The sequence below is a fragment of the Paragemmobacter ruber genome (genome assembly GCF_009908315.1).
GTDB classification, from domain to species: Bacteria; Pseudomonadota; Alphaproteobacteria; order Rhodobacterales; family Rhodobacteraceae; genus Paragemmobacter; species Paragemmobacter ruber.
On sequence record NZ_JAAATW010000001.1, the window covers coordinates 228,020 to 244,577 of the forward strand.

Sequence of the window (16,558 nt, forward strand, 5' to 3'; positions counted from 1 at the left end):
ATGCCCGCCAAACCCGTTGTCCGCGCCGCCGCCGTGCAGATCGCACCCGACCTAACCTCGCGTGCGGGCACGATGGAACGGGTGCTGAACGCAGTCACCGAGGCGGCAGACAAAGGGGCGGAGTTCATCGTCTTCCCCGAAACCTTCGTGCCCTTCTACCCATATTTCAGCTTTGTCCTGCCCCCCGTGCAGCAGGGGCCGGAACATCTGCGCCTGTATGAAGAGGCGGTCACCATCCCCTCGTCAGAAACACGAGCCTTGGCCGAAGCGGCGCGCAAGCGCGGCGTCGTGCTGGTGGTGGGGGTCAACGAACGCGACCACGGCTCGCTTTACAACACGCAACTGATCTTTGATGCCGATGGCACGCTGGCGCTGAAACGGCGCAAGATCACGCCAACCTATCATGAGCGGATGATCTGGGGCCAAGGCGATGGTGCGGGGCTTAAGGTGGTCGATACCACCGTGGGCCGCGTGGGCGCGCTGGCCTGTTGGGAACATTACAACCCGCTGGCGCGCTATGCGCTGATGACCCAGCATGAGGAAATTCATGCGTCCCACTTCCCCGGCAGCCTTGTCGGGCCGATCTTTGGCGAACAGATCGAGGTGACGATGCGCCATCATGCGCTGGAGGCCGGGTGTTTTGTCGTCAACGCCACCGGCTGGCTGTCCGAAGATCAGATTGCGTCGATCCACTCCGACCCAAAGCTACAAAAAGGCCTGCGCGATGGCTGCATGACCTGCATCATCACGCCCGAAGGCCGACATGCCGCGCCGCCCCTGACCGGGGGGGAAGGCATGGTCATCGCAGACCTCGACATGAAGCTGATCACCAAACGCAAAAGGATGATGGACAGCGTGGGCCATTATGCCCGCCCCGAACTTCTTCGCCTGTTGCATGACACCCGCCCCGCCCAGCCCAGGCAAGATTGGGCCCCCGAACCGATAGACGTTGAGGAGCCGAGCGATGCTTGATGCAGACCTGATCAACGAGTTGCAGACGCGCGGCGCGCGGCTGGTGGACCCCTCGGTTGGGCATGAAAGCCGACGTGGCGGCGCGGGCCCGTCGGACCACAAGGCGATGACGCTGGCGGGGCAGACGGTGATGGTGCCCGTGCACACCGCCCCCGCCTTTGACAGCCCCTATGTGATCGACGCGCCCGACGGCACAAAGGGCGAGGCGCGCGTGCTGCGCGACGGGGCCGAGGTAGGGCGCATCAGCTTTCCCACGCGGCCCAAATTCTATGACCTGACCACCGCCGATGGCACCCCCTATTCAAAGATCGCTGTGCTGCATGGCCGCGATGTGCTGGCAACGACGGTGTTGCAGACATGCATCCGTTACGAGTCCCGCAAGAAGACCTGCCAGTTCTGCGCCATCGGCCAAAGCCTTGCCGCCGGGCGCACGATTGCCCACAAGACACCCGCTCAACTGGCCGAGGTGGCCAAGGCGGCGGTCGAATTGGACGGCGTCAAGCATATGGTCCTGACCACCGGCACACCCAAAGGGTCGGACCGTGGGGCCGCCGTGCTGGCCGACAGTGCGCGCGCCATCAAGGCGGCGGTCGATCTTCCCATCCAGGCGCAATGCGAGCCGCCCGAGGATGACGTCTGGCACCAACGCATGTTCGACGCGGGCGTCGACACGCTTGGGATGCATCTGGAGGCCGTGACGCCAGAGGTGCGCGCCCGGATCATGCCGGGCAAGGCGACGGTGCCGCTTGAGAAGTACTTCTCCAGCTTCGCGGCGGCGGTCCGGGTCTTCGGGCGCGGGCAGGTATCGACCTATATCCTGGCAGGTCTGGGCGATACCGCCGAGGCGATCCTTGAAATGTCGGAAAAGCTTGTGGCCATCGGGGTCTATCCCTTTGTCGTGCCCTTCGTCCCGATCTCGGGCACCCCATTGGAAAGCCATCCGGCCCCGTCATCGGCCTTCATGGCGTCGATCCTGAACCCGCTGTCTCGGATGACGGTCAGCGGCGGCATGCAGGCCAGCCACATCAAGGCCGGCTGCGGCAAATGCGGCGCATGCTCGGCCCTGTCCACCTACGAAAAGCTGAGGCAGGCATGACCCACCAGACATCCGAGGCGCGGTTCCTGCAAAGCTATCGCATCTGCGCGGCGCAGGGTGAATGGATGAACCAGGGCGCTGCGCGGTTGCGTGCACAGGTCTTCGTGCAGGAACAGGGCGTGTTTGCGGGCCATGACCGCGACGCGATAGACGCGGTTGCGCTGCCCCTCGTGGCGATTGCCGAGGATGCAACGGGCGGGCCGCGCGTGGTGGGCACGGTCCGCATCCATGAGGCGGAGCCGGGCGTCTGGTGGGGATCGCGCCTCGCCGTAGCGCCAGAATGGCGGCGGGTCGGAAAACTGGGATCGGAACTGATCCGGCTGGCCGTCGGCACGGCGCGGGCACGGGGCGCGGTGGAATTTCACGCCCATGTGCAGCGCCAAAACGTGCCGCTGTTTCGCCGCCTCCATTGGGCCACGACGGCCGAGGTTGAACTGCACGGCCGTCCCCATGCGCATATGCTGGCCAGTCTTGTGCATTATGCCCCGATCGCCGACCCGACGACTGGCTGGCAGGTGCAGGCCCCCGGCGCCGTGGAGGACGGGGCATGAGCCTTCAGGCCTTGGCGGCAGGCCTTGCGGTGCATCCGTCGATCCTGGGCAAGCTGGACATTGCGCAAGCGACGCGTGCCCTGCAGCTGACCGGGGACAGCACCGGCCAGCCCGGCGATGATGCCGCTGCCCTGCCAAGGCCTGACGGCGGCTGGGATCTGTTTGCTGCCGAAGGCTTCATCCCCGGCTTTGTTGGGGATGATCCGTGGTTCGCTGGCTGGTGCGGGGTCATGGTCAACCTGTCTGACATCGCCGCGATGGGCGGGCGCGCCACCGCCATCACCGACATGATCTGGGCCCCCGATGCCGACTGCGCCGCCCCCATGCTGGCCGGGCTGAAACAGGCCGCACAAGCTTATGGCGTGCCCATTGTGGGCGGGCATACGAACCTGCACGCGCCGGCGCTGAACCTTGCCGTGGCGGTGACAGGGCGGGCGGACGCCCTGATTTCCAGCTTTGACGCTCAGCCCGGTGATGCCTTGATCGCGGCGGTCGATCTGCGCGGCGCGTGGCGCCCCCGGTTCGACAACTGGTTTGCCGCCGCTGACGCGCCCCCGTCCCGCTTGCAGGGCGATCTAGCCCTGTTGGCCGATCTGGCGGAAGCGGGACTTGTGCGCGCCGGTAAAGACATCAGCCAAGGCGGTATCGTCGGCACCAGCCTGATGCTGGCCGAATGCTCCGCCTGCGGGTTCGAGATTGACCTTGCCGCCGTGCCAATGCCTCCAGGCACGGACCCCGCCCGCTGGCTGCGCGCTTTCCCCAGTTTCGGCTTTCTGCTGTCGGTCGCTCCCGACAGGGCTGCCGAGGTTTGCGCCCGTTTCGCCGCGCGCGATCTGGCGGCTGCGATCATCGGCCATGCCACCGGGACACCTGCCATCGACCTGCGCCAAGGCACCGACCGTGCCCGATTCTGGGATTGGCAGGCCCAGCCCTATCTGGGCCTGCACGCCAAGGCGGTGGCCCATGCCTGAGGTGATCTTTCACATCCGCTGGCCCGATGGCGTGGAAGAACGCTGCTATTCGCCCTCGACAATCATCCATGACCATCTGACCGCCGGGCATAGCTATCCGCTGCCGGATTTTGTCGCCCGTGCCCGCGCGGGCCTGAACGCCGCATCTGACCGGGTCGCCGCCCGTTATGGCTATGCCTGTTCCAGTGCGATGGACCAACTGGCCCGGATCGAGGCCACCGCGAAACGCCACAGCGCTGACGGCCCGCCGGTCGTCTGCCTGTCCCTGTCATGAAAGCGATCCCCATGCCGCAGAGCCAATCATCCCATGTGTCGGTCGTCATCATCGGTGGTGGGCAAGCGGGCCTATCGGTCAGCTGGTATCTGACCCGAGACGGCATCGACCATGTGGTGCTGGAACGCCACCGCGCCTTTCATTCCTGGCGCGAAAACCGCTGGGACAGCTTCTGCCTCGTCACTCCGAACTGGCAGTGCCGCCTGCCGGGCCACCCTTATCAGGGCAACGATCCCGACGGGTTCATGCTGCGCAACGAAATCGTGGACTATCTGGACGGCTTCGCCGCCAGCTTTGACCCGCCCCTGCGCGAAGGCGTGTCGGTTACCCGCGTCAGCCCGATGCCGGGCGGCTACCGCGTGGAGAGCACTGCCGGGGTCTGGACCTGCGAACAAGTGGTGGTGGCGACGGGCGGCTATGACCAGCCCATCGTGCCGCCCTATGCCGGTGCTATTGCACCGGATGTAATGCAGATGCATTCGGCCCAATATCGCCGCCCCGCACAACTGCCCGCGGGCGGCACGCTGATTGTAGGCACCGGCCAGTCAGGCGTGCAGATCATGGAGGATCTGCACCGCGATGGCCGCGACGTGCATCTGGCGGTTGGCCCGGCCCCGCGCAGCCCGCGCAAGTATCGCGGGCGCGATGCCACCGACTGGCTTTATGACATGGGCCATTACGCCATCACCATCGACCGCCACCCCGACCCGATCAAGGCGCTGACCCAGACCAATCACTACATGTCCGGCCGTGATGGCGGCAAAGAGATAGACCTGCGCCGCTTTGCGCTGGACGGCGTGCACCTTTATGGATCGCTTTCGGGGGCAGAGGGCACGCGGCTGCGCTTCCTGCCCGATCTGGAAAAGAACCTCGATGATGCTGACCGCAGCTATTGCGGCATCCGCGACCAGATCGACGCCTGGATCGCAGCCCAAGGCATCGACGCCCCGCCTGCCCCGATTTTCCACAAAGTCTGGCGACCAGAGGCAGAGGTGACCGAGATCGACTGCGCCGCGCTTGGCATTACCTCCATCGTCTGGGCCATCGGCTTCCGGCCCGATTATAGCTGGCTAGAGGTTGATTGCTTTGATGCCCAGGGCCGCCCGCTGTATCGGCGCGGTGTGACGGATGTGCCGGGCGTCTACTTCATCGGTCTGGGCTGGCTGAACACTTGGGGATCAGGCCGGTTCCTCGCCGTGGCGGATGATGCGCGTCACCTTGCCGAACAGATCGTGCAACGCACCCACGCCGGGGCTCAGGCGGCCGAATGAAGCACGAATCCTTCTCCAACGCCCCGCGTGTGGCCCAGCATCGGTTGGGCATGGCCGAATGCGGCTGGCGCGGCCTGTCAGAAGGCTGGCTCTTGCGGCATCTGGGCGATGTGCACTGGTCCCAGATCGCGCAGGCCATGGGCCAGCCCGTCGCGGTGTTTCGAGATGAAGCGGGCGCTCCGGTCTACGCCGCCTTTTGCGCCATCGGGATCGACATTGCACAGCCCTTGGCGGCGCAACCCGGCGTGGTCCTGACGATCGCCTCCCGCTTGCAGCGCCTGTCGACCACGCGGCTGATCTCTTTCCACGACCTGTCCGTGGAGGATGCCACCTTCGGCAAGGTAACGATGATCACCACCTTCGTGCGCCATGATCCGACAGGGCGCAATGCCCAGATCCAGAGGGTGCAGCCGCGCGGCGTTCTGACCGTGCCGATGATGGACCCCGATGCCGATGCCGGCTTGGTCGATGAGGCAACGCGCCTCGCGCGCCAGACACCCGACCGCAAAGCCGGACTTCAGGCTGACGTAACCCCCTGCCCCACAACCGATTTCAACGCCGCAGGGCTTCTTTATTGCGCAAGCTACCCGGCCCTTGCCGACCGTGCCGAATGGGCGCTGTCGCGCGCTTCGGCGCAAGGTTTTCTCACCCGTCGTCGGATCGTCTTTCTGGGCAATGTCGATGCGGCAGAACCCGTCACCGCGCGGCTGTGGCACGACACGGCACAGGTGGGGCAGCATCACATCACCCTGTCCTCCCGCGACCGCCTGATTGCACAGATCACAACGCAGAAGCGGGTCTGAGGGTGGCGCCACGGCAAGCCCGGCCCTCTCTGACGCGCGCCCTCTAACGCGATTGTGATGACGCAAATCCCCTAGACCAAAGCCGCATCGACGCGCGGCACATAGGGCAGTAACCCCTTTGCTGCTCTGATCCACAGCGGGTTGCTCACCTTTCGTCCAACCCGCCCACCCGCAGCGCGAAGGGAAGGCAAAGACAGACCCATCGTTGATCGACACCCCCGTTGCGCTAATTGACCATCCTCAAAATGACATAAGGCATATCATGAACCCGAACTTCTCTCGCCGCACCGCGCTGTTCGGCGGCGCTCTTGCCCTCGGCGCACCGCTTCTAAACGCGCGCGTCGCCATCGCGCAGGAAAGCGAAACACCCAAGGTCGCCTTGCCCAGCTTCTATGACCGGATGGTTGGCGATCTGCGGGTGACGGCGCTGGTGGACGGGTATTTCGATCTTGGCCGTCCCCTGATCACCAACGCGACGGCCGAACAGATCGACACGGGCATGGCACAGGCATACCTCCCCCCCGGCGACTTGATCCGCCTGCCCATCAGCATCCATCTTGTGCACGGCCCGGACGGCATCACCATGATCGACGCCGGATCGGGCAGCGCCTTTGGCCCCACCGCCGGGCGGGTTGCAGGTGCGCTTACCGCCATGGGCATCGACCCCGCCAGCGTGACCCGCATCGTCCTGACGCATATGCATCCCGATCACATTGGCGGTCTTCTCGCTGCGGATGGGGCAGCGGCCTTCACAGGCGCCTCCCTGCATGTCCACGAGGCCGATTTGAAGTTCTGGACGGATGAGTCCATCGCCGCCTCCGTCCCGGACGATTCAAAGCCTTTCTTCGGATTGGCACGCGGCGTCGCAGCCGCCTATGGCGGGCGCTTGGCGCCGTTCTCCGGTGCCGCCGATCTTGGCGGTGGACTTTCCACCCTTGAGGCGTTCGGGCACACCCCAGGGCATTCGGCGGTGCGCGTGTCCAGCGGGTCGGATCAACTCATGATCCTTGGTGACGCGGTGGCCATCGCGGCCGTGCAATTCGCGCATCCGGACGCCGGAATTGCGTTTGATGCTGACGGCGCGCAGGCGGCGGTGACGCGCAAGGCGATCTTTGACATGGTCTCGGCCGATAAGATCGCTGTGGCCGCCACCCATCTTCCGTTCCCGGGTGTCGGGCATGTGGAAAAGAAGGATGGTGCCTATGCCTGGGTGCCAGAACATTGGCAGGTGATGTGAAGATACTTTGAAAATCAAGCTGGGCGGCACCAGTCGCCCAGCTTTTGCGGTTATGTTTCCGAACGGCGCTGCATCTGATGCAATGTAATCCGTCGGATGACTCCAGAATCCGCAGAACAGGGATTTGTTCAATTCAGTGACAAACCTATGGGGCTGGTTGGTCAGAAGATCTCCACTCTTCCGGTCAAGAGAACACGCTTTCCACCTCGAAGCCGCTTCCACTGCGGAAATCAGCGAATGACTGCTCTTCCGCCCTCTCGGACGCTCCCGCTACAGGCTTCTTTCGGCCCAGAGCGGGCAGTCGCACGAGGCCTGGGTCATCCGTGTGTCTTGCCCTAAAAGAGAAACAAGATACCTCTGGCCGCCACCAGAACAGGTTAGCCGAGATGCAGACGGCGGCCGTCCAGGAACACGCATAGACGATTTGTCGGCACGGCTATCGAAACTGCCTCGCCAATACGGGCCGGGCTTGTGCCGCTGACGCGCACCTTAACGCGATGGGCGTTCCAATCGATACCCAAAACCTCGTCCGCCCCCTCGAACCAGATCCGGGTTACCTTGCCCTCCAGATCGCCAGCCATTGGGCTAAGCGTGGCGTGTTCCGGGCGGAATCCGATTTTCAGATTGCCCTGAGGCAAGGCTGCAGGGGCGGCGACGGATAGATCGGTGCCTGGCACGATGATCCGATCCTTTTCAAGCAAAGCCGGCAGGAAATTCATGGCGGGTGATCCGATGAACCAGCCGACATGCTCGGTTTCTGGGCGTTCGAACAATTCGGTCGGGCTGCCCATCTGCACCACTTCGCCGTGGTTCATCACCACGATCTCTTCGGCGAATGTCAGCGCTTCGGTCTGGTCATGGGTGACCAGCACCATGGTCAAGCGGAATTCCTCGTTGATTTCCTTGAGGATACGGCGCAGGTCGAACTTTAGCTGCGGGTCGATCACCGTCAGCGGCTCGTCGAGCAGGATGGCCGCCACATCCTCGCGCACCAGCCCGCGGCCCAGCGACACCAGCTGTTTCAGATCCGCCGTCAGCGCGTTGGCGGGTTTCGACAGGATCGGCGCAAGGCCAAGGCGCTCAGCCACAGCCTCCACCCGCGCCTTGATCTTGGCGGCAGGCGCGCCGCGGCACACTAGCGGAAAGCCCAGGTTTTCGCCCACTGTCATCGACTTGTAGATCACCGGCACCTGAAACACCTGCGCGATGTTGCGCACGCCGGTATCAAGCGCTGTCACGTCGCGCCCGTCGAACAGCACCCGCCCCTCGGACGGGCGGAGCAGCCCCGAGATGATGTTGAGCATGGTGGATTTGCCGCAGCCGGACGGCCCCAGCAGCGCATAGGTGCCGCCGTTGCGCCATGTCAGCTGAAGGGGCTTCAGCGCATAGGGCGCGCCCGGCGCATAGGCATGGGCAAGACGTTCCAGCACGATTTCAGCCATGAACCGGCTCCTTTTCGATCAGACGGCCATGGGGGTCGAAGATCAGCGCATCATCCAGATGCAGGGCCAGATGCAGAGTGCTGCCGATGGCATGGTTGGTCACCGTGCGTTCCAGCATCACCAGCGCCTGACCCGCGGCCTGCAAGTGCGTGACTGTTTCCGACCCCGACACCTCGGACAGTGCCACGCGGGCCGGGAGGGTGCCGCCCTGGCGCAGGCAATGGGCGCGCAGGCCCAGCGTATAGCGGCCCGGCGGCAGATCGCGCCCCAGGGCCGTGCGCGGCAGATCGGCCAGCCGCTCAAGGCGCAGCGCGTCCCCGGTCACCTCCAGCCCGATCAGATTTATCGGTGGGTCGCTGACCACCTCGGCCGCGCGGGTGGTGGCAGGGTGGGCATAGACGGTCTGCGGCACGCCGGACTGGATCGCCCTGCCCTCGGCCATCAGGATGATGTCATCCCCCATCTGAAGCGCCTCTCGCGGGTCGGTCGAGGCATAGATCACGATGGTGTCACGCTCGGCCTGCAACAGGTCGATCAGTTCCTCGCGCAGGCCTTCGCGCAGCTTGTAGTCCAGATTGACGAAGGGCTCATCGAGCAGGACCACGGGGGCTTTTTTCACCAGAGCGCGGGCGATGGCGACGCGCTGTTGCTGGCCGCCCGACAGCTGGCTGGGGCGGCGGTCGACCATCGCGGCAAGGCCGACCCGGCCCAGCATGTCGCGCGCTGCCTCACGCGCGCGGTCTTGCGGGACGTTTCGGCGCACCAGCGGGAAGGCCACGTTATCCAGCACCGACAGATGCGGATAGTTGATGAACTGCTGCGTCACCATCGCAACCGGGCGCTGCCACGGCGCCAGCCGCGACCAATCGGCCCCGTCCAGCCGCACCTGGCCTGCATCGGGCAGCGCCAGCCCCGCGATGATACGCATCAGCGTGGTCTTGCCCGCGCCGGTGCGACCCAACAGCGTGGTCAGCCGCCCCTTGGCAAAACGCACCGACACATCGGCCAGATGTGGCACGCGGCCTTCGGTCAGGGAAATTCCAGTCAGTTCAAGCATCAGCGCACCGCCCCGGCCAGACCGCCGCGCGACAGGAACCGCTCGACCACAAAGGCCAGCACCGCCAGCGGCGCGACAGAGACAATCGCCGCTGCCGACAGCGACCACCACGGCGTGACGGATGAATTCAACGCCACGATGGAGACGGGCAGCAATTGCACCTCGGTAAACGTCATGGTGAAGGCAAAGAAAAAGTCGTTCCAGCCAAAGATCACGCAGAACATCGCCGCCACCACCAGCCCCGGCACCGCATTGGGCAGGATTACCCGCACAAAGGTGGTGACCGGCGCGCAGCCATCCATCCACGCCATCTCGTCAAGGCCCCGCGGCACCGAGTTGAAAAAATCAACCATCACCCAGACCGCAATCGGCATCAGCATCGCCACATAGATCAGGATCAGCCCCGGCAGCGTGTCGAGAAGCCCGAGGAAGCGCAGCATCAGAAAGAACGGGATCGCCAGCACGATTGGCGGCATGATCCGCTGGCTGATGAAGAAGAATGTGATGTCGCCATTGCCCAACGGCCCCGCCTTGAACGTGAACCGCGACAGCCCGTAGGCCGCCAGCGTGCCCAGCACCAGCGCAATGGCCGACCCTGACAGGGTGACGATGCCGGAATTGAGATAAGGCTTGACGATGTTGATCCCGCCTACCCCACCAAACAGTGATTGCCAGCCGGCCAGCGACGGCTCGAACTGCACCCAAGGCAGCCATTTCGCCCCCGCCGTCACCGCATTGGCGGTCTTAAAGCTGGTAGACAGCATCCACAGGAACGGAAAGATAACGAAGGCCGACCACAGAACAACGGCAAGGTATTTGAGGGAAAGGTAAAAGGTTCTCATGTCCGGTCCTTCACCATAAGACGGATCAGCGCCTTGGCGATCAGCGTCAGGGCCACGCTCATCACGATCAGGTAGGTCAGCGACAGCGAGGCCGAATAGCCGATCTGAAAGTCGCGCATCCCGCGGATGTAGATGTAATAGCTGGTGGTTTCGGTCGCGGTCCCTGGCCCGCCCGAGGTCAGCACATAGACCGTCTCCATCAGCTTTGACGCCTCGATCAGCCGGATCAGGATGGCCCCGACCGAGATCGCCCCCATCATCGGTAATGTGACTGACAGAAAGGTGCGGATCGGCCCCGCGCCGTCGATCCTCGCGGCCAGAAATGGCTCGTTCGGCAAGGACAGCAGGCCCGCAAGAAGCAGAAGGAACATGAAGGGGGTCCATTGCCAGACCTCGACGATCATCACCGCCGCCAGCGCAAAGCCTGCATCGCTCAGCCAGGGCTGCGCATCGATGCCGATGGCCTCGAGGATCGGGTTCAGGGGGCCGAGGCTTTCATGAAAGATCGTGCGCCAGATCACCGACATCACCACCGGCGTGGTCATCATTGGCACAAGAAACAGCACACGGAAAAACCGCCGCGCCGCGATGTCGCGCCACACGAGAAGCGCCAGCGCAAAGCCGAGCGTATATTGCAGCGTCACTGTGGCCACAGTCAGAAAGGTCAGCCGGATCAACGCCTCCCAATAGCGGGCGTCCTCCCACAGGCGGGCGTAATTCTCGCCGCCGATCCAGTTCAGGCCGGGGTTGTAAACATCCCAGGACGAAAAGCTGACACGGATGGTGAACAGCAGCGGAAACAGGATAATCGCCACAAGGACCAACAGGCCCGGCAGCAGGAAGATGTATTTCTGGCGATACATGGGGCCCCCCAAGGCAAGGGGGCCGCGTGATGGCGGCCCCCCTGATGCGGTCAGGATCAGTTGTCTTCGAGTGCGACCACGTTGGCATAAGCCTCGCGCACACGGTCGACGCCGATACGGTCGACAATCGCCTTCCACTCGGCGGCAACACCGTCGAGTGCCTCTTGCGCCGAGGCCTCGCCCGATTGCGCCCGCGCCACACCGGCGGCCAGCGACGACATGAACTCGCCCACACCCGGCACGCGCAGGTCAAAGACCTGGTTCTGGCCGCCATCAATGGCTTTCAGCGTGTCGGTGTAGGTGGTCGCCACATTCGCATCCCAGCCCAGCTCAGTCTGATAGAACGCCGGGTCGAAATGCGCCTCGCGGTAGGGGTTCACGCCGAACCGGCCGATCTGCAGGTCAGCCAGCGTGTTGGCCTCGTTCGAGAAGAAACACAGGTAGTCGAACGCCATGTCCTGATTTTGCGACCCGGCCGCCACCGCCGACGACCAGCCCCAGGTGACATAAGGCGCGGTGTTGGGCGTCTCGAACGTATCCCACTGGCCGGTGGTGCGGTTCCAGACCTCGCGCGCGCCGGGCAAGGGGGCTGCGGCCACCTTGTTACGGATCGGGCTGTCAGCCTGCATCGCCTGGATGAACGCGTCATCCCAGCTGTAGGACATCAGGGTCTGCCCACCGCCGAACGAAAAGATCTCGTCGCCCAGACCAAAGGACGTACCACCCGGCGGCATCGAGGCTTGGGCCGCCACGAATAGCTCCAGCCCGCGCACCCAGCCAGGGGTGTTGACGAGGGGTTCCATCGTTTCAAGGTCAAAGAAGAAGCCGCCCTTCACGTCCGGGTGCTTGGCATAGGGTGCGACCCGGCTGATGAAGGCCGAGAACATCAGGTCGTCGCGTTTGGTGACCTCGGCGGTGCCGAAGTTTGGCGCGCCGTCGCCGTCCCAGTCCATGTTGTTGAACACGGCGGCAACCTCGTTGTATTCCTCCCACGTGGCGGGAACGGTTAGGTCGCGCCCGGTCTTTTCCTTGAACAGCGCCTGCATCTCGGGGTTGTCGAACACATCCGAGCGGAACTTCAGGTAATGGCGGTCGCCGTCCATCGTGTAGTTAAGCATCTTGCCGTTCCAGCTGGCGACGCCCTTGTAGGTGGGGGTCACCGACTGCATGCCCGACACCTCTTGATAGGCCTGCGGCACCTCGGCGAGGTAGGCATTGAAATCCCCCAGCCAGAGCGAGGCGAAGAACAGCACATCATAGGCCTGCTGCCCGGTCTGGAACGGGATCATGATGCGCTGGAACAGATCGCCAAAGGGCACATGCACCACATTCACCGTCGCCCCGGTCAGTTCCTGGAACTGCTGGGCGTGCAGCGCGGTCGGCTCACCGATCACCGGGATCGCATGGGTGATGATGTTCAGTGTGCGGCCCGAATAATCCTTGGCATCAATCGAGGCAAAGGAGCACGCGCCCGGCACATCCTCCTTGATGCCAAAACGGGTGTAATCCTCGGCGAGTGCCGCGCCCGCCGAGATCAGGATGGCCGACGTGGTCAGCATGGCCCCCCGAAGGGTGGTCTTGGTCTTCATTCTCTCTCCTCCCAAGTCTGTCTTTTCAGTGATGGTCTGTCAGGGGTCAGCCTCAGGGCACGAGAACCGCGCGCCCCTTGATCAGCCCGTTATGCAGGTCTTTCAGCGCCTGATTGGCATCGGCCAGCGCATAGTGCTTGGTGTGCAGCTCCACGAGGCCACGGTCGGCCAGCGCCATCAGCTCGGTCAGCTCGGCCCAGGTGCCGACAAGGTTGCCGATGATGTTCTTTTCGGTGATCACCATGTCGACAGTGGGCACCTGGATGTCTTCGCCGTAGCCGATGACGTAATAGCTGCCCGCGGACCGGGTCATGTCGATGCCCTTCTTCGTGGTGCCCTTTTCGCCCACGAAATCCAGCACCGCCTCGGCGCCCTTGCCGCCCGTCAGCGCCTTGACCGCCTCGACCTCGCCGCCGTCCGCCTTGACCAGATGATCCGCCCCGCCCATGGCCGCCAGCTCCAGCGCCTTGTCCGAGATATCGACGACGATGATGCGCGCGGCACACATCGCCCGCAGCACCTGAATGCCGATATGGCCAAGGCCGCCCGCACCGATCACCACCGCCGACTGGTCGGGCAGCAATTGCTGGGCGGCCTTTTTCGCCGCGCGATAGGCCGTCAAGCCCGCATCGGCATAGGGTGCCACATCCTTAGGCGCCAGCGTCTTTGGCAGCGCGATCAGGTTGCGCGACGCGGTGTGCAGATATTCGGCATAACCGCCATGCGAGTCGAGGCCCGGAAACTTGCCGTCGCCATGCATGTCATGGCCCCGGCGGCAGGCGATGCAGGTTCCGCCCGTCACCTTGGGGTGCACGATCACCGGATCGCCCTTCTTGAAGCCTTCGACCTCGGGGCCAATCTCTTCGATCCAGCCCGCGTTTTCATGCCCCATGATCAGCGGCAAGAGCGCGCTGCCGGTCGGGTCGGTGTGCGGCCGCCAGATGCCTTCGATGATGTGCAGGTCGGTGCGGCACACGCCCGCGCCACCGATCCGCACGATCACGTCGGTCGATTTGTGGATTTTGGGGTCAGCCACATCCTGCATCGTCACCCAGGTTGGTGCGGTCAGGGCGGGATCGTAATGGTGAAGAACCTGTGCTTTCATCGTCATGCGCCTTGGATAGACCGCCCCGAACCGGCGGCACGGCGGCTGGTATGGCCCAGGGTGCCGCGATCCCAAACGCCGCGCCGCAGCATAGGCCGCGCGCGCACAATCGCTGGACAGAGGCCTGCGCGCGGTGTTCAGAAAGCGGACAGCCATGCCATCGCCCGGCCCGCGCCCGGCCCGCGCGCGGCGTTCTGCGACCCGACTGTCCAGTTTCTGAACAGATCGTCCGCGAATCAGCCCGCGCATTGACTTTGGCCCGCAAACCGCCACCTTCCCCGCACGGCCGAGGATCGGGGAGGTGACTTGGCATGGAAGTCCGCACCACCGCGCTGATGCGCGCGCGTCACATGCTGGAAAGCCAAGGCCGGTTTCCCGGCGGCGCGCTGCCCGGCGATATTTCGGACAGCTGGCTGCGCAGCCTGTCGCACGGGCTTGACCCTCTGGCCCGCCACGAGGCGATGACGCTGACCGATACCGAGTTTCGCCTCTCGCAGGACCGGCATGCCGATCTGATCCGCTTTGCACGGCCCGAACTGGAGCTGCTCTTTGACCAGATCGCCGGGTCGAATTTCATGATCGCGCTCGGTTCGCCCGAGGGCGTGGTGCTGGAAACACTGGTCGACACGCAATTTGCCGACAGCGATGCGGGCAAGGCGGTGGTGCCCGCATCGGTCTGGACCGAGGAGTTGCGTGGCACCAATGCGCTGGGTCTGTGCATCTCGACCCGCCGTCCGGCGCAGGTTTACGGCGGCGAGCATTTCCTGCGCGCGCATTCCGACGTGTCGTGCATCAGCGCCCCGATCTTTGACGGGCGCGGCGGGCTGGCGGGGGTGCTCGATGCGTCCTCGCGGTCCACGGTGCGCCAGCAGCACACGGCGGCGCTGGTGCAGATGTCGGCCAGCAATATCGAGAACTGCCTGATCCGGTCGGCGCATGACCGGCGGATCGTGCTGCAATTTCACCCGCGCCCCGAATACCTTGGCACCCTGTCGGTGGGCATGCTCGTGCTGGAAGATGACGGCGCGGTGCATGCGGTCAACCGCAAGGGCGAGATGTTTCTGGCTGGCATCCGCAACTTGATCGGCACCGGGTTCAACGCGATCTTCGAACAGCGGTTCGAGGATGTGGCGCTGCGTCTGGCGCAGGGCGAAACCTTGCGGGTGCGCGATCGCATGGGGTCGGCGGTGTCGATGCGCTGCGTGGCCAACCGCGCCAGTTTTGCGCTGGCGGTGCGGCTGTTCTCGGCCGCCAACCTGCCACAGGCGCGCCCCACCCCGTCTCACCCGCCCGAGACGAGGAACCTGTTTCGCGATGTGGTGATCGAGGACGAAGAGCTGATCCGCCGCCTGCGCCCCCTGCCAAAGGTCGCCACCACCGGCACGCCGATCTTCATCATGGGCGAGACCGGGACCGGCAAAGAGATCACGGCGCGCCTTGCGCATGCGGCCTCGGGGCGCAGCGGTCCCTTTGTGGCGGTCGATGCCCGCACCCTTGGGGCCGAGGCCGAGGCGGCGCTGCTCGGCCGTCCGAATGGCGCAAAAGGGCTGCTGGAGCAGGCCGCATCCGGCACGTTGTGTATCGACGAGGTGTCATGGCTGCCGCATCCGGCCCAGGCCACGCTGTTGCAGGTGCTCGATCACGGGTCCTTCCGCCACCCCGCCGATGGACGAGAGATCCGCTGCCCTCTGTTTTTCATCAGCACCTCGGTCAGCAGCCTGACCGAGGCGGTGGCGTCAGGGCGGCTGCTTCCGGCACTGCGGTTCCGGATCGAAGGCTTCTCGATCCAACTGCCACCTTTGCGTGACCGCAGCGATATGGACGCGCTGGCGCGGCGGTTTGTGCGGGCACAGGATGATCGCGCCGACATTGATGCCGACGCGCTTTACCTGCTGGGACGGCATGACTGGCCCGGCAATCTGCACGAGCTGCGCTCGGTGATCGCGCAAGCGGTCCTGCGGGCCAGCGGGCTTTGTCTTACGGTCGAGGATTTTGGGGGGCTGGTCCCGGTCGCGGCCGAGCCCCTCGCGCATGCGGCGGCCTGCCCGCAGTGTGCGGGCGTCCCGTGGAAGGAAAGCCAGTGCCGTTCCATCCGCGATACGGTGCGCCAAAGCGGCGGCATTGCGCAGGCTGCCCGCACCCTGGGCATCTCGCGGACGACGATCTACAAACACCTTCTGGCGCAAGCCTGAGAAAGGGAAATAGTCACAATCATGAGGCTCCAGACTCATGGATCGTCAAAGCCAGAACAGGACGGTAGCGGCCAGGGCGACGGCGGATAGGAAGGTCTTCGCGCACCTGTCATAGCCTGTGGCGATGTCGAGCCATTGTGGCGCCATTGGTTCAAGCCCAATGGCGAGGGCCAGTCCTTCAACCTGCCGAACATGATCTCGATGCGGTTGCGGCGTTTGTTGCGGCGCTTGTCGTAGCGGACGGCCTTGCCGCGAGACTTCCGGCCTGGGGTGAAGGGCGATCAGATTTGATC

15 protein-coding genes and 1 pseudogene are annotated in these 16,558 nt (G+C 64.5%); 9 read left to right on the forward strand and 7 right to left on the reverse strand.

Annotated elements, in window-relative coordinates; all coding sequences use genetic code 11:
- The 8 genes from GU920_RS01125 (at position 1) to GU920_RS01160 (ending at position 7,175) form a co-directional block, all read left to right on the forward strand.
- Positions 1-972 carry a Nit6803 family nitrilase gene (locus tag GU920_RS01125; protein WP_161765090.1) on the forward strand — a complete coding sequence of 324 codons (972 nt, stop codon included), beginning with the start codon at positions 1-3 and terminating at the stop codon, positions 970-972.
- Complete coding sequence (locus tag GU920_RS01130; protein WP_161765092.1) at positions 965-2,068, forward strand: MSMEG_0568 family radical SAM protein; 1,104 nt, start codon at positions 965-967, stop codon at positions 2,066-2,068. The genes GU920_RS01125 and GU920_RS01130 overlap by 8 nt, the downstream gene beginning before the upstream one ends.
- A complete protein-coding gene (locus GU920_RS01135; protein WP_161765094.1) occupies positions 2,065-2,619 on the forward strand; it encodes an MSMEG_0567/Sll0786 family nitrogen starvation N-acetyltransferase in 555 nt (184 codons plus the stop codon). The genes GU920_RS01130 and GU920_RS01135 overlap by 4 nt, the downstream gene beginning before the upstream one ends.
- The gene (locus tag GU920_RS01140; RefSeq protein ID WP_161765096.1) at positions 2,616-3,590 is read left to right on the forward strand and encodes a sll0787 family AIR synthase-like protein; all 975 of its coding nucleotides are present in this window, start codon (positions 2,616-2,618) and stop codon (positions 3,588-3,590) included. The genes GU920_RS01135 and GU920_RS01140 overlap by 4 nt, the downstream gene beginning before the upstream one ends.
- On the forward strand, positions 3,583-3,864 hold the full coding sequence (locus GU920_RS01145; RefSeq protein ID WP_161765098.1) for an MSMEG_0570 family nitrogen starvation response protein: 282 nt from the start codon (positions 3,583-3,585) through the stop codon (positions 3,862-3,864). The genes GU920_RS01140 and GU920_RS01145 overlap by 8 nt, the downstream gene beginning before the upstream one ends.
- On the forward strand, positions 3,861-5,135 hold the full coding sequence (locus tag GU920_RS01150) for an MSMEG_0569 family flavin-dependent oxidoreductase (protein ID WP_235932977.1): 1,275 nt from the start codon (positions 3,861-3,863) through the stop codon (positions 5,133-5,135). The genes GU920_RS01145 and GU920_RS01150 overlap by 4 nt, the downstream gene beginning before the upstream one ends.
- The gene (locus tag GU920_RS01155) at positions 5,132-5,938 is read left to right on the forward strand and encodes a Pnap_2097 family protein (protein WP_161765101.1); all 807 of its coding nucleotides are present in this window, start codon (positions 5,132-5,134) and stop codon (positions 5,936-5,938) included. Before GU920_RS01150 ends, GU920_RS01155 begins: the two co-directional genes overlap by 4 nt.
- Positions 5,939-6,200: 262 nt before the next feature.
- Positions 6,201-7,175 (forward strand): MBL fold metallo-hydrolase, encoded by a 975-nt coding sequence (locus tag GU920_RS01160; RefSeq protein ID WP_161765103.1) that lies wholly within the window; start codon positions 6,201-6,203, stop codon positions 7,173-7,175.
- A 377-nt stretch (positions 7,176-7,552) separates the two neighbouring features.
- Here the strand turns inward: GU920_RS01160 and GU920_RS01165 are convergent, their stop codons facing one another.
- The 6 genes from GU920_RS01165 to GU920_RS01190 are packed head-to-tail and all read right to left on the reverse strand — an operon-like array spanning position 7,553 to position 14,073.
- Entirely contained in the window at positions 7,553-8,617 is a 1,065-nt protein-coding gene (locus tag GU920_RS01165; RefSeq protein ID WP_161765105.1) for an ABC transporter ATP-binding protein, read from the reverse strand.
- Positions 8,610-9,674 carry an ABC transporter ATP-binding protein gene (locus GU920_RS01170; protein WP_161765106.1) on the reverse strand — a complete coding sequence of 355 codons (1,065 nt, stop codon included), beginning with the start codon at positions 9,672-9,674 and terminating at the stop codon, positions 8,610-8,612. Before GU920_RS01170 ends, GU920_RS01165 begins: the two co-directional genes overlap by 8 nt.
- A complete protein-coding gene (locus tag GU920_RS01175; protein WP_161765108.1) occupies positions 9,674-10,516 on the reverse strand; it encodes a carbohydrate ABC transporter permease in 843 nt (280 codons plus the stop codon). Before GU920_RS01175 ends, GU920_RS01170 begins: the two co-directional genes overlap by 1 nt.
- Entirely contained in the window at positions 10,513-11,379 is an 867-nt protein-coding gene (locus GU920_RS01180) for a carbohydrate ABC transporter permease (protein ID WP_161765110.1), read from the reverse strand. Before GU920_RS01180 ends, GU920_RS01175 begins: the two co-directional genes overlap by 4 nt.
- 56 nt (positions 11,380-11,435) lie before the next feature.
- On the reverse strand, positions 11,436-12,968 hold the full coding sequence (locus GU920_RS01185) for an ABC transporter substrate-binding protein (protein WP_161765113.1): 1,533 nt from the start codon (positions 12,966-12,968) through the stop codon (positions 11,436-11,438).
- 52 nt (positions 12,969-13,020) lie between these two features.
- Positions 13,021-14,073 (reverse strand): NAD(P)-dependent alcohol dehydrogenase, encoded by a 1,053-nt coding sequence (locus GU920_RS01190; RefSeq protein ID WP_161765115.1) that lies wholly within the window; start codon positions 14,071-14,073, stop codon positions 13,021-13,023.
- 311 nt (positions 14,074-14,384) lie between these two features.
- Between GU920_RS01190 and GU920_RS01195 the strand changes: the two genes are divergently transcribed.
- Complete coding sequence (locus GU920_RS01195; protein ID WP_161765117.1) at positions 14,385-16,265, forward strand: sigma-54-dependent Fis family transcriptional regulator; 1,881 nt, start codon at positions 14,385-14,387, stop codon at positions 16,263-16,265.
- A gap of 45 nt (positions 16,266-16,310) precedes the next feature.
- On the opposite strand, the pseudogene GU920_RS19865 reads toward GU920_RS01195, so the two are convergent.
- A pseudogene (locus GU920_RS19865) lies at positions 16,311-16,543 on the reverse strand (hypothetical protein); the annotation flags it as partial.
- Between the last annotated feature and the right edge of the window lie 15 nt (positions 16,544-16,558).